The following is a 12770-nucleotide window of genomic DNA, read 5'->3' on the forward strand; positions in this document are numbered from 1 at the left end:
TCAGTTACCTGTCGAAGCATCACGTGCCGCGGTTAAGCGGCGTTTCCGGTTCGCCGGGAATGCGCTTAATCGCGGTGATTTTTTTTATAGCCGTTTTTTAGCGATTGAGCCGTTTATGAGCACCATTCCGTTGACAAAGCGTGGCGCAGAGCAACTGCGCGATGAATTGCAGCGCCTCAAGTCCGTCGAGCGGCCGGCCGTGATCAATGCGATCGCGGAGGCCCGCGCACAGGGCGATCTGTCCGAAAACGCCGAATACGACGCCGCCAAGGAAAAGCAGGGCTTCATCGAGGGTCGTATCGCGGAACTCGAATCGAAGCTGTCCGCCGCGCAGATCATCGATCCGACCGTTCTCGAGGCCGACGGCCGCGTGGTGTTTGCCGCGACGGTCGAACTCGAGGATCTCGAGTCCGGCGACACCGTGAAGTACCAGATCGTCGGCGACGACGAAGCCGACATCGACCACGGCCTGATCTCGGTCAGCTCGCCGATCGCGCGCGCACTGATCGGCAAGTCGGAAGGCGACGTCGCGGCCGTGCAGGCGCCGAGCGGCGTGCGCGAATACGAAATCATCTCGGTCAGCTACATCTGACGCGGGGCGACGTGATGCCGCACCGCGTGTTCCGTCTGCTGTCGGCCGTGTGGGTCGGCAGCCTGCTGACGATCGGCTATGCGGTCGCGCCCGTGCTGTTCCGCACGCTCGAGCGGATGACGGCCGGCTCGGTCGCGGCGCAGCTGTTCCGGATCGAGGCGATCCTCGGCGTCGTGTGCGGCGTGCTGCTGCTCGCGCTGTCGAATCAGCAGGTGCGGCGCGGCAGCGGCGAATACCGGCGCGTACGCTGGGTCGTCGCCGCGATGGTCGCGTGCGTGCTGATCGGCTATTTCGCGCTGCAGCCGTTCATGAACGCGCTGCGCGTGGCCGCAATGGAGGCGGGCACCGATATCGCGAACTCGCCGTACGCGAGCCGCTTCGGGATGCTGCACGGCATCTCGAGCCTGTTCTATCTCGTCGAGAGCGTGCTGGGGCTGATGCTGATCTGGCGTCTGCCGGCGCGCGACGCCTGAGCGGGCGCCGGCGAAGCGGCGCGGCCCGCGAACGTGCCGCGGCCCGCGCGACGCGCGTTACTTGTTCTGGAACGGTCGCTTCGTGCTCGTCTGGCGCTTTTTCGCGCGCTTCACGGTGCCGCCGGCCGTCACGCGCTCGTTGCCGCGCACGACGACCTTCGTGGGCTTCGGGCGGCGCACCGGGCTCGCGTTCGGCGACACCTTGACGACCTTGACGACGCGCGGCGCGCGTCCCTTTTTCGTGTCGGCCGCTTCGCCGGCGCTCGGCAGCGCCCCGGCGGCACGACGGCCGCGCGACGGTGCGGCGGCGGGCGCTTCCGGTTTCCAGATCACGAGCAGCTTGCCGATGTGCTGGATCGGCGCGGCGTTCAGCCGGTCGCAGATTTCGTCGTAGATCGCGACGCGCTCGTCGCGCTCGTCGCCGAACACGCGGATCTTGATCAGCTGGTGCGCGTCGAGGTGCACCTTGATTTCCTTCAGCACGGCGTCGGTCAGCCCTTCGGCGCCGATCAGCACGACGGGCTTGAGCGCATGGGCCTGGGAGCGCAGCGCGGAGCGCTCGGCGGGGGAAAGCGAAAGGGCGGGCATGGAATTATCGAAATCAAATTAGGGGCGCGCTGCACGAAAAGCGATCGCTGCGCAGCGACTGCGTCAGCGGCGCGCCGAAACCACGTAAAATCGCGGCTTGGGCCTCAAAAGGGGCCGTAGCCGCGCGAAGAAGACGCGTATTATCCGCCAAAAGCGCGGCTTCACGAAGCATACGGCAGCAATCTCTCTTTCGAATGGCAAAAAACCGCTTCAACCAGCACTGGCTGCACGACCACATCAACGACCCGTACGTCAAAATGGCGCAGCGGGAGGGCTATCGCGCGCGCGCGGCATACAAACTCAAGGAAATCGACGAGCAGGACAAGCTGATCCGGCCCGGCCAGGTGATCGTCGATCTCGGCGCGGCGCCCGGCAGCTGGAGCCAGTATGCGCGCAACAAGCTCGCGCAGGGCAAGAAGCGCGACACCGTGCGCGAGGGCGGCATCGACGGCACGATCGTTGCGCTCGACATGCTGCCGATGGAGCCGATCGCCGACGTGCACTTCATCCAGGGCGACTTTCGCGAGGACGAGGTGCTGCATCGGCTCGAGGCGGTGCTCGAAGGCCGCACGGTCGACCTTGTTATTTCCGACATGGCCCCCAACCTGTCGGGAGTGGCGTCGGCGGATGCGGCGCGCATCGAGCATGTGTGCGATCTGGCGCTCGAATTTGCGCAGAATCACCTGAAGCCGGACGGCGCGTTGCTCGTCAAGTGTTTCCACGGCAGCGGCTACAGCCAGATCGTCGAAAAGTTCAAACAGCAGTTTAAGGTGGTCGCACCACGCAAGCCCAAGGCGTCCCGCGACAAATCGTCCGAAACGTTCATTTTGGGCCGGCATCTGAAGCATCCGCGGTAACGCGGGCAGGATGCCGCAAACGGGCCGCGGCCCTTGCCGGACAAGCGAATCGCTATCGTGGCGGTTGTCAATGCTTATGGCAGGGGTGGTCGGACTGGATTAGAATGACCGAGGAGCGCCGCAAGGAAAATGTAGGCGCTCGTCTACGAGTGAAGGAGTGGTGCTTTGAACAACAATATGTTTTCGAAGGCAGCAGTGTGGCTGGTGATCGCACTGGTGCTGTTTACGGTGTTCAAGCAGTTCGACAAGCCCCGCGTCCAGGAAGGTGTGTCCTATTCGCAGTTCATGGACGACGCCAAGAACGGCAAGGTCAAGAATGTCGTCGTGCAGGGGCGCAACCTCACCGTCACTCCGGCCGATGGCCAGAAATACCAGATCGTGTCGCCGGGCGACATCTGGATGGTCGGCGATCTGATGAAGTACGGCGTGCAGGTCAGCGGCAAGGCCGACGACGAGCCGAACGCGCTGATGTCCGCGCTGTACTATCTCGGGCCGACGATCCTGATCATCGTGTTCTGGTTCTACATGATGAGGCAGATGCAGGGCGGCGGCAAAGGCGGCGCATTTTCGTTCGGCAAGTCGCGTGCGCGGCTGATCGACGAGAACAACAACGCGGTCAACTTCTCCGACGTCGCGGGCTGCGACGAAGCGAAGGAGGAAGTGTCCGAGCTCGTCGACTTCCTGCGCGATCCGCAGAAATTCCAGAAGCTCGGCGGCCGCATCCCGCGCGGCGTGCTGCTCGTCGGCCCGCCGGGTACCGGCAAGACGCTGCTTGCCCGCGCGATCGCGGGTGAAGCGAAGGTGCCGTTCTTCAGCATCTCGGGTTCGGACTTCGTCGAAATGTTCGTCGGCGTCGGCGCGGCCCGCGTGCGCGACATGTTCGAGCAGGCGAAGAAGCATGCGCCGTGCATCGTGTTCATCGACGAAATCGACGCGGTCGGCCGTCATCGCGGCGCCGGCATGGGCGGCGGCAACGACGAACGCGAGCAGACGCTGAACCAGATGCTCGTCGAGATGGACGGCTTCGAAGCGAATTCGGGCGTGATCGTGATCGCCGCGACGAACCGTTCGGACGTGCTCGACAAGGCGCTGCTGCGTCCGGGTCGTTTCGACCGTCAGGTCTATGTCGGTCTGCCGGACATCCGCGGCCGCGAGCAGATCATGCGCGTGCACCTGCGCAAGGTGCCGATCGCGAACGACGTCGATGCAGCCGTCATCGCGCGCGGCACGCCGGGCTTCTCGGGTGCCGATCTCGCGAACCTCGTGAACGAGGCGGCGCTGTTCGCCGCGCGTCGCGGCAAGCGCATCGTCGAGATGCAGGACTTCGAGGACGCGAAGGACAAGATCTTCATGGGTCCGGAGCGCAAGTCGGCCGTGATCCGCGAGGAAGCGAAGCGCGCGACCGCCTATCACGAGTCGGGTCACGCAGTGATCGCGAAGCTGCTGCCGAAGGCCGACCCGGTCCACAAGGTCACGATCATTCCGCGCGGGCGTGCGCTCGGTGTGACGTGGCAGCTGCCGGAACACGACAACGAGACCTATTCGAAGGACTATTTGCTCGACCGTCTCGCGATCCTGTTCGGCGGCCGCGTGGCCGAGGAACTGTTCCTGAACCTGATCAGCACCGGCGCGTCGGACGACTTCAACAAAGCGACGCAGACGGCACGTGCGATGGTCGCCCGCTTCGGGATGACCGACGCGCTCGGGCCGATGGTCTACGTCGACGACGAGAACGACGGCGGTCCGTTCGGCCGCGGCTTCACGCGCACGATCTCGGAAGCGACGCAGCAGAAGGTCGACGCGGAAATCCGCCGCGTGCTCGACGAGCAGTACAACCTTGCGCGTCGTCTGCTCGAAGAGAACCGCGACAAGGTCGAAGCGATGACGGCCGCGCTGATGGAATGGGAAACGATCGACGCCGATCAGATCAACGACATCATGGAAGGGCGTCCGCCGCGCTCGCCGAAGAGCACGCCGGCCGTCGGCGGCGATTCGCCCGGCGGCGGCGCCGCTGCCGAGGTGAAGCCGGGCAACGCACCGGCACCTGCCTCGCCGGTATAAACTTCGTCCTAGCACCGTTTACGGGCTGGTGTGGTTCCACACCGGCCCGTTTTGTATTCTCCCCCTCAGCCGCTCCGTGTCCGATTCCACCGCTTCCCCGTCCATTCCCGCGCCGCTGCGCTGCGGCCGCTTCACGCTGACATTCGAACGCCCGCTCGTCATGGGCATCCTGAACGCGACGCCCGATTCGTTTTCCGACGGCGGCCGTTTTCTCGCCTACGACGACGCAGTGCGACAAGCCGAACGGATGATTGCCGACGGCGCCGACATACTGGATATCGGCGGCGAATCGACACGTCCCGGCGCGCCGCCCGTGCCGCTCGACGAGGAGCTCGCACGCGTGATCCCGCTCGTCGAAGCGCTGCGGCCGCTCAACGTGCCGTTGTCGATCGATACGTACAAGCCCGCGGTCATGCGCGCGGCGCTTGCGGCCGGTGCGGATTTGATCAACGACATCTGGGGTTTCCGTCAGCCGGGTGCCATCGACGCCGTGCGCGACGGCGACAGCGGACTCTGTGCGATGCACATGCTCGGCGAGCCGCAGACGATGCAGGTCGGCGAGCCCGATTACCGCGACGTCGTCGCGGACGTGCGCGATTTTCTCGCGGCACGCGCGCAGGCGCTGCGCGACGCCGGCGTCGCGCCGGAACGGATTTGCGTCGATCCCGGTTTCGGGTTCGGCAAGGCAGTCGTCGACGACAACTATGCGCTGCTGGCCGCGCTGCCCGACACGGCGCCGCTGCGGCCCGACGGACGCGCGTATCCGGTACTCGCCGGGATGTCGCGCAAGTCGATGCTCGGCGCGGTGATCGGCGGCAAGCCGCCGATGGAGCGGATCGCGGCGAGTGTCGCCGCCGCCTTGTGCGCGGTCGAGCGCGGCGCCGCGATCGTGCGCGTGCACGACGTCGCGGCGACGGTCGACGCGCTGAAAATATGGTGTGCCGTGCGCGAAGCCGCGCGGCAACGATAAGTCAGAAAACCGAAGGAGGAAGATTCGTCATGGGACGTCGATATTTCGGCACGGATGGCATTCGCGGCACGGTCGGCGATGCGCCGATCACGCCCGATTTCGTGTTGCGCCTGGGCTATGCGGCCGGCAAGGTGCTCGCGGGTACGGCGGACGTCGCGCCCGGTGCGCGGCCGACGGTGCTGATCGGCAAGGACACGCGCGTGTCGGGCTACATGCTCGAGGCCGCGCTCGAGGCCGGTTTCTCGGCGGCGGGCGTCGACGTGATGCTGGCGGGCCCGATGCCGACGCCGGGCGTCGCATATCTGACGCGCGCGCTGCGACTGTCGGCGGGCGTCGTGATCAGCGCGTCGCACAATCCGTATCCGGACAACGGGATCAAGTTCTTCTCGGCGGACGGCAACAAGCTGCCGGACGACACCGAAGCCGCGATCGAGGCGTGGCTCGACAAGCCGCTCGAATGCGCGCCGTCGGACGGCCTCGGCAAGGCACGCCGCCTCGACGACGCGGCCGGCCGCTACATCGAGTTCTGCAAGAGCACGTTCCCGGCCGCGTTCGACCTGCGCGGGCTGAAGCTCGTCGTCGACTGCGCGCACGGCGCCGCGTATCAGGTCGCGCCGCACGTGTTCCACGAGCTCGGCGCGGACGTGATTCCGATCGGTGTCGCGCCGAACGGCTTCAACATCAACGACGGTGTGGGCGCGACCGCGCCCGACGCGCTGATGCGCGCCGTGCGCGCGAATCGTGCGGACCTCGGAATCGCGCTCGACGGCGACGCGGACCGCCTGCAGATCGTCGACGCGTCGGGCCGCCTGTACAACGGCGACGAGCTGCTCTACGTGCTCGTGCAGGACCGGATCGCGACCGACGGCAAGGTCGAAGGCGCGGTCGGTACGCTGATGACGAACCTCGCGGTCGAAGTCGCGCTGCAGCGCGCGGGCGTGCAATTCGTGCGCGCGGCGGTCGGCGACCGCTACGTGCTCGAAAAACTGCGCGAACACGGCTGGCAGCTCGGCGCGGAAGGCTCGGGCCACATCCTGTCGCTCGATCGCCATTCGACCGGCGACGGCATCGTGTCGGCGCTGCTCGTGCTCGCTGCGCTCAAGCGCAGCGGCAAGACGCTCGCGCAGATGCTCGACGGCGTGACGCTGTTCCCGCAGAAGCTCATCAACGTACGGATGAAGCCGGGCGCCGACTGGAAGGGCAGTGCGTCGATCCGCGCGGCGATCGAGACAGCCGAAGCGGCGCTCGCCGGCAGCGGCCGCGTGCTGATCCGTCCTTCGGGCACCGAACCGGTGCTGCGCGTGATGGTCGAGGCGCAGCAGGCGGCCGACGCGACGCGCCATGCGGAAGCGATCGCCGAAGCGGTGCGCGCGGCGACGGCGTGACGTCGAAACGGTCGGTGGGCGCCGGGTAGCGGCGCGCCGGCCGCATGATCAGAAGGAGCGCGGCACCTTGCAAGCGCCGCGCTTTTATCTGCATGCAAGTACGCGCGCCGACGATCGCGAATATCTACTGCCGTCATCGTCGGTCGAGCCATTGCAGCCGGCCTCCATGCCGAGCAGTTTGTAGATCGCGCGCTTTCGCGCTTTCGACCCCATTCCAACTCACGCGCTAGTCCAACCGAACGGCACGCGCCGTTCTTCCTCGCCCTGCATCGAACCGCGCCGCAGCGCCGAATCCTCCCGCTCGCCGCATGCGCGAGCGGTAACTTATACCGCCATCCGACCCCCGCGATCGCCGCGCCGGTAACAACGCCGCGCGCTACTCGCTTTCAACCAGTCATGTTACTGTCACGCCAGTTTCATCGATTGTCACATTATCGTCATGAGCAGCCCCTAACCTTCGCGGTGCCGTAGTCATCCGCTCACACACTGGAGGTCTCATGAAATTGATGCAAACCGCGATTGCCGGCCTGGCTGGCGCGCTTTTCGCCGTTGCCGCCCACGCAGCCGACATCACGGGGGCAGGCAGCACGTTCGCGATGCCGATCTACACGAAATGGGCTGCCGATTATCAGCAGTCCGGCGGCGCGAAGGTCAACTACCAGGGTATCGGTTCGTCGGGCGGCCTGAAGCAGATCGTCGCGAAGACGGTCGATTTCGCCGGTTCGGACGCGCCGCTGAAGGATGACGAACTCGCGAAGGAAGGCCTGTTCCAGTTTCCGACGGTCGTCGGCGGCGTGGTGCCGGTCGTCAACGTGCCGGGCGTGAAGGCCGGCGAACTGACGCTGTCGGGCCCGGTGCTCGGCGACATCTATCTCGGCAAGATCAAGAAGTGGAACGATCCGGCCATCGCCGCGCTGAACCCGAAGGTCAAGCTGCCGGATACGGACATCGCGGTCGTTCGCCGCGCGGACGGCTCGGGCACGAGCTTCATCTGGACGAACTACCTGTCGAAGGTCAACGGCGAGTGGAAGTCGAAGATCGGTGAAGGCACGACGGTCAACTGGCCGACGGGTACGGGCGGCAAGGGCAACGACGGCGTCGCCGCGTTCGTCCAGCGTCTGCCGGGCGCGATCGGCTACGTCGAGTGGGCGTACGCCAAGAAGAACAACATGACGTACACGGCGCTGAAGAATTCGTCGGGCGCCGTCGTCGAGCCGAAGACCGAAACGTTCAAGGCCGCGGCCGCGAGCGCGAACTGGTCGAAGTCGTTCTACCAGATCCTGACGGACGAGCCGGGCAAGGACGCATGGCCGGTCGTCGGCGCGACGTTCGTGCTGCTGCACGCGAAGCAGGACAAGCCGGGTCAGGGCGCGGAAACGCTGAAGTTCTTCGACTGGGCGTTCAAGAACGGCGAGAAGGCTGCCGACAGCCTCGACTACATCTCGCTGCCGGCGGCAGTCACGGCCGAGATCCGCAAGCAGTGGAAGGTGAAGGTGACCGACGCGTCGGGCAAGCCGGTCGCGGAGTAAGCGTCGCAGCGGTTCGCTGCCCGGCCGCGCCGGCCGGGCAGTGTGTGCGGTAAGGCCGGGCGTCACGGCGCCCGGCGATCCCAAGCAGGCACCCATGTCTGATATTTCCTATCCGTCTTCACGGTCCACCGGCGGCGAAGCGCAACGTGCGCCCGGCCGTATCGGCGACATCGTGTTCGGCGGCCTCGCGCGGCTCGCCGCGATCGTGACCCTGCTGCTGCTCGGCGGGATCATCGTTTCACTGATCATTGCGTCGATGCCGACCATCCAGAAGTTCGGCATCGGCTTTCTGTGGCACTCCGAGTGGGATCCGAACTCGGACATCTACGGTGCGCTCGTGCCGATCTACGGCACGATCGTCACCTCGCTGATTGCGCTCGTGATCGCGGTGCCCGTCAGCTTCGGCATCGCGCTGTTCCTGACCGAGCTGTCGCCCGTGTGGCTGCGCCGTCCGCTCGGCATCGCGATCGAACTGCTCGCCGCGATTCCGTCGATCGTGTACGGCATGTGGGGGCTGCTGATCTTCGCGCCGATTTTCGCGCAGTACTTTCAGAAGCCGATCGGCCGCCTGTTCGAGAACGTGTGGGTTCTCGGCCCGCTGACCTCGGGTCCGCCGATCGGCATCGGCATTCTCGCCGCGGGCGTGATCCTGGCGATCATGATCATCCCGTACATCGCGTCGGTGATGCGCGACGTGTTCGAAGTGACGCCCGTGCTGCTGAAGGAGTCGGCGTACGGCATCGGCTGCACGACCTGGGAAGTGATGTGGAAGGTCGTGCTGCCTTATACGAAAACCGGCGTGATCGGCGGCGTGATGCTCGGCCTCGGCCGTGCGCTCGGCGAGACGATGGCCGTCACGTTCGTCATCGGCAACACGAACCTGCTCGATAGCGCGTCGCTGTTCGCACCCGGCAACAGCATCACGTCGGCGCTCGCGAACGAATTCGCGGAAGCGCAGCCGGGCCTGCATACGTCCGCGCTGATGGAGCTGGGCCTGATCCTGTTCGTGATCACGTTTATCGTGCTGGCCATCTCGAAGCTGATGTTGCTGCGTCTCGAGAAGGGAGAGGGCAAGAAATGAGCGAGCGCATGATGAATTTTCCGGGGCCGGACGGCGCCGCGCTCGAGGCGATGCGCACGCGGCTGCAGCGCAAGCGCAAGCTGACCAACGCGGTCGCGCTGACGGCGTCGCTCGGCGCGATGGCATTCGGCCTGCTGTGGCTCGTATGGATTCTGTACACGACGCTGCATCTCGGCATCGGCGGCCTGTCGCTGCAGCTGTTCACCGAGTCGACGCCGCCGCCGAACACCGAAGGCGGCGGGCTTGCGAACGCGATCGTCGGCAGCCTGCTGCTGTGCGGCTTCGGTACGCTGATCGGCACGCCGATCGGCATCCTCGCGGGCGTCTATCTCGCCGAATACGGGCAGAAGAATCTGCTCGCGAGCACGATCCGCTTCATCAACGACATCCTGCTGTCGGCGCCGTCGATCGTCGTCGGGCTGTTCGTGTATGCGCTCGTCGTCGCGAAGTCGGGACGCTTCTCCGGCTGGGCCGGCGTGATCGCACTCGCGCTGCTGCAGATTCCGATCGTGATCCGCACGACCGAGAACATGCTGAAGCTCGTGCCGAACGCGCTGCGCGAAGCGGCCGTCGCGCTCGGCACGCCGAAGTGGCGCATGGTGTTGAAGATCACGCTGCGCGCATCGCTCGGCGGGATCGTGACGGGCGTGCTGCTCGCCGTCGCGCGGATCGCCGGCGAAACGGCGCCGCTGCTGTTCACCGCGCTGTCGAACCAGTTCTTCTCGTTCGACATGAGCCAGCCGATGGCGAACCTGCCGGTCACGATCTTCAAGTTCGCGATGAGCCCGTTCGCCGAGTGGCAGTCGCTCGCATGGGCAGGCGTGTTCCTGATTACGCTCGGGGTGCTCGGACTCAATATCCTGGCGCGCTCGGTCTTCTCGAAAAAGTAACGGCGGAGCAATCCGATGAATATGGCAGAAAGCCACCTGAATCCCGTCGAGCGCACGGCTGCGCCCGCCGGCACGCGCGACGCGGCCAACGGCCGCCCGCTCGCGCCGCTGAATGCGAAGATCGAGGTCAACAACCTCAACTTCTTTTACAACAAGTTCCATGCGCTGAAGAACATCAACCTGCGCATTCCGGAGGGGAAGGTGACGGCGTTCATCGGCCCGTCCGGCTGCGGCAAGTCGACACTGCTGCGCACGTTCAACAAGATGTATGCGCTCTATCCGGAGCAGCGCGCCGAAGGCGAAATCCTGATGGACGGCGAGAACCTGCTGACGTCGAAGCGCGACATCTCGCTGCTGCGCGCCCGGATCGGCATGGTGTTCCAGAAGCCGACGCCGTTTCCGATGTCGATCTACGACAACATCGCGTTCGGCGTGAAGATGTTCGAAAGGCTCACGCGCTCGGAGATGGACGACCGCGTCGAATGGGCGCTGACGAAGGCCGCGCTCTGGAACGAGGTGAAGGACAAGCTGAACCAGAGCGGCTACGGGCTGTCGGGCGGACAGCAGCAGCGGCTTTGCATCGCGCGCGGCATCGCGATCCGTCCGGAAGTGCTGCTGCTCGACGAGCCGTGTTCGGCGCTCGATCCGATCTCGACCGGCCGTATCGAGGAACTGATCGCCGAGCTCAAGAGCGACTACACGGTCGTGATCGTCACGCACAACATGCAGCAAGCCGCACGCTGCTCGGACTTCACGGCCTACATGTACCTGGGCGAGCTGATCGAATTCGGCGAAACCGAAAAGATCTTCATCAAGCCGGTACGTAAGGAAACCGAAGACTACATCACCGGCCGTTTCGGCTGATGACGGGGAACAACAATCATGTCGGATAAACATCTGTCGAGCCAGTTCGACGCCGATCTGAACGCGGTGTCGTCGAAGGTGCTGGAGATGGGCGGGCTCGTCGAGTCGCAGATCGTCGGCGCAATGCATGCGCTCAACGAGTTCGACCGCGACGCGGCCGAACGCGTGATCGCGGCCGAGGAAACGCTGAACGCGATGGAAGTCGACATCGACCAGGAGTGCGGGAACATCATCGCGCGGAGGCAGCCGGCCGCACGCGACCTGCGTCTTTTGATGTCGATTTCGAAAACGATTACGAACCTCGAACGCGCGGGCGACGAGGCCGAGAAGATCGCGAAGCGCGTGCGCCGCCTGATCGACGAGCCGGCTGCGCGTGCGGTCAACATCGCCGAGATCAAGGTGTCGGGCGAGATGGCCGTGACGATCCTGCGCCGCGCGCTCGACGCGTTCGCGCGCCTCGATACGGTGGCCGCCGCGCAGATCGTCAAGGACGACAAGGAAATCGACCAGGAATTCCGCGCGTTCGTGCGCAAGCTCGTGTCGTACATGCAGGAAGACCCGCGCACGATCTCGGTCGGTCTCGAGTATCTGTTCATCGCGAAGGCGATCGAACGGATCGGCGATCACGCGAAGAACATCGCCGAATTCATCATCTACATCGTGAAGGGCACGGACGTGCGGCACCAGCCGCGCGACACGCTCGATCGCGAAGCCAACAGTTAACGCGACTACGCCAGGAAGATAGAGGTGCCGATGCCCAGCAACATTCTCGTCGTTGAAGATGAACCCGCGATTTCGGAACTGATCTCGGTGAATCTCCAGCATGCCGGTCACTGTCCGATTCGTGCGTACAACGCTGAACAGGCGCAGAATCTGATCAGCGACGTGCTGCCCGATCTGGTGCTGCTCGACTGGATGCTGCCGGGCAAGTCCGGTATCGCGTTCGCGCGCGACCTGCGCAACAACGAACGGACCAAGCACATTCCGATCATCATGCTGACCGCGCGCGGCGACGAGCAGGACAAGGTGCTCGGCCTCGAGATCGGCGCGGACGACTACGTGACGAAGCCGTTCTCGCCGAAGGAACTGATGGCGCGCATCAAGGCGGTGCTGCGCCGTCGCGCGCCGCAGCTGACCGAAGACGTCGTGTCGATCAACGGGCTGCGTCTCGATCCGGCCACGCACCGTGTCGCCGCGCAGACGAACGGCAGCGAGATCAAGCTCGATCTCGGTCCGACCGAATTCCGGCTGCTGCATTTCTTCATGACGCATCCGGAGCGCGTGCACAGCCGCACGCAGCTGCTCGATCAGGTGTGGGGTGATCACGTCTTTGTCGAGGAGCGCACCGTCGACGTGCATATCAAACGATTGCGCGCGGCCTTGAAACCGGCCGGCTGCGATGCGATGATCGAGACCGTGCGCGGCAGCGGCTACCGGCTCGCGAAGCACGCGTAACGCCATCGGGCATGCCGGCAACGCG

13 protein-coding genes are annotated in these 12770 nt (G+C 65.2%); 12 read left to right on the plus strand and 1 reads right to left on the minus strand.

Annotated elements, in window-relative coordinates; all coding sequences use genetic code 11:
• Positions 1-115 precede the first annotated feature (115 nt).
• Together greA and HMPREF3115_RS24270 are read left to right on the plus strand one after the other, a co-directional pair.
• Positions 116-592, plus strand: a complete 477-nt coding sequence (gene greA, locus HMPREF3115_RS24265) for a transcription elongation factor GreA (RefSeq protein ID WP_006401049.1) — start codon at positions 116-118, stop codon at positions 590-592.
• Positions 593-606: 14 nt separating this feature from the next.
• On the plus strand, positions 607-1065 hold the full coding sequence (locus HMPREF3115_RS24270; protein ID WP_006401048.1) for a DUF4149 domain-containing protein: 459 nt from the start codon (positions 607-609) through the stop codon (positions 1063-1065).
• A gap of 57 nt (positions 1066-1122) precedes the next feature.
• On the opposite strand, the gene HMPREF3115_RS24275 is transcribed toward HMPREF3115_RS24270, so the two are convergent.
• Positions 1123-1653: a YhbY family RNA-binding protein gene (locus HMPREF3115_RS24275; protein WP_006401047.1), complete on the minus strand. Its 531-nt coding sequence runs from the start codon at positions 1651-1653 to the stop codon at positions 1123-1125.
• 194 nt (positions 1654-1847) lie between these two features.
• Here HMPREF3115_RS24275 and HMPREF3115_RS24280 point away from each other — a divergent pair, with 194 nt between their 5' ends.
• From HMPREF3115_RS24280 to phoB, 10 genes are all read left to right on the plus strand, one after another.
• Positions 1848-2510: an RlmE family RNA methyltransferase gene (locus HMPREF3115_RS24280; RefSeq protein WP_006401046.1), complete on the plus strand. Its 663-nt coding sequence runs from the start codon at positions 1848-1850 to the stop codon at positions 2508-2510.
• 165 nt (positions 2511-2675) lie between these two features.
• A complete protein-coding gene (ftsH, locus tag HMPREF3115_RS24285) occupies positions 2676-4571 on the plus strand; it encodes an ATP-dependent zinc metalloprotease FtsH (protein ID WP_006401045.1) in 1896 nt (631 codons plus the stop codon).
• Between the two features lie 28 nt (positions 4572-4599).
• Positions 4600-5541 carry a dihydropteroate synthase gene (gene folP, locus HMPREF3115_RS24290; RefSeq protein ID WP_175835779.1) on the plus strand — a complete coding sequence of 314 codons (942 nt, stop codon included), beginning with the start codon at positions 4600-4602 and terminating at the stop codon, positions 5539-5541.
• Between the two features lie 29 nt (positions 5542-5570).
• The gene (gene glmM, locus HMPREF3115_RS24295) at positions 5571-6926 is read left to right on the plus strand and encodes a phosphoglucosamine mutase (protein WP_070556421.1); all 1356 of its coding nucleotides are present in this window, start codon (positions 5571-5573) and stop codon (positions 6924-6926) included.
• A gap of 497 nt (positions 6927-7423) precedes the next feature.
• A complete protein-coding gene (pstS, locus tag HMPREF3115_RS24300; RefSeq protein ID WP_006401042.1) occupies positions 7424-8455 on the plus strand; it encodes a phosphate ABC transporter substrate-binding protein PstS in 1032 nt (343 codons plus the stop codon).
• 94 nt (positions 8456-8549) lie between these two features.
• A complete protein-coding gene (pstC, locus tag HMPREF3115_RS24305; RefSeq protein WP_006401041.1) occupies positions 8550-9536 on the plus strand; it encodes a phosphate ABC transporter permease PstC in 987 nt (328 codons plus the stop codon).
• A complete protein-coding gene (gene pstA / locus HMPREF3115_RS24310) occupies positions 9533-10426 on the plus strand; it encodes a phosphate ABC transporter permease PstA (protein WP_006401040.1) in 894 nt (297 codons plus the stop codon). The genes pstC and pstA overlap by 4 nt, the downstream gene beginning before the upstream one ends.
• Positions 10427-10441: 15 nt before the next feature.
• Positions 10442-11290 (plus strand): phosphate ABC transporter ATP-binding protein PstB, encoded by an 849-nt coding sequence (gene pstB, locus HMPREF3115_RS24315; protein WP_070556424.1) that lies wholly within the window; start codon positions 10442-10444, stop codon positions 11288-11290.
• Positions 11291-11308: 18 nt separating this feature from the next.
• Positions 11309-12013: a phosphate signaling complex protein PhoU gene (gene phoU / locus HMPREF3115_RS24320; RefSeq protein WP_006401038.1), complete on the plus strand. Its 705-nt coding sequence runs from the start codon at positions 11309-11311 to the stop codon at positions 12011-12013.
• Positions 12014-12043: 30 nt separating this feature from the next.
• Positions 12044-12745 carry a phosphate regulon transcriptional regulator PhoB gene (gene phoB, locus HMPREF3115_RS24325; protein ID WP_012213681.1) on the plus strand — a complete coding sequence of 234 codons (702 nt, stop codon included), beginning with the start codon at positions 12044-12046 and terminating at the stop codon, positions 12743-12745.
• Positions 12746-12770 lie beyond the last annotated feature (25 nt).

This window comes from Burkholderia sp. HMSC10F09, assembly GCF_001806955.1.
GTDB lineage: Bacteria > Pseudomonadota > Gammaproteobacteria > Burkholderiales > Burkholderiaceae > Burkholderia > Burkholderia multivorans.

Coding starts and splice junctions, on each gene's coding strand:
- greA (WP_006401049.1), top strand. CDS start 116: ATGAGCACCATTCCGTTGACAAAGCGTGGCGCAGAGCAACTGCGCGAT.
- HMPREF3115_RS24270 (WP_006401048.1), top strand. CDS start 607: ATGCCGCACCGCGTGTTCCGTCTGCTGTCGGCCGTGTGGGTCGGCAGC.
- HMPREF3115_RS24275 (WP_006401047.1), bottom strand. CDS start 1,653: ATGCCCGCCCTTTCGCTTTCCCCCGCCGAGCGCTCCGCGCTGCGCTCC.
- HMPREF3115_RS24280 (WP_006401046.1), top strand. CDS start 1,848: ATGGCAAAAAACCGCTTCAACCAGCACTGGCTGCACGACCACATCAAC.
- glmM (WP_070556421.1), top strand. CDS start 5,571: ATGGGACGTCGATATTTCGGCACGGATGGCATTCGCGGCACGGTCGGC.
- pstS (WP_006401042.1), top strand. CDS start 7,424: ATGAAATTGATGCAAACCGCGATTGCCGGCCTGGCTGGCGCGCTTTTC.
- pstC (WP_006401041.1), top strand. CDS start 8,550: ATGTCTGATATTTCCTATCCGTCTTCACGGTCCACCGGCGGCGAAGCG.
- pstA (WP_006401040.1), top strand. CDS start 9,533: ATGAGCGAGCGCATGATGAATTTTCCGGGGCCGGACGGCGCCGCGCTC.
- pstB (WP_070556424.1), top strand. CDS start 10,442: ATGAATATGGCAGAAAGCCACCTGAATCCCGTCGAGCGCACGGCTGCG.
- phoU (WP_006401038.1), top strand. CDS start 11,309: ATGTCGGATAAACATCTGTCGAGCCAGTTCGACGCCGATCTGAACGCG.
- phoB (WP_012213681.1), top strand. CDS start 12,044: ATGCCCAGCAACATTCTCGTCGTTGAAGATGAACCCGCGATTTCGGAA.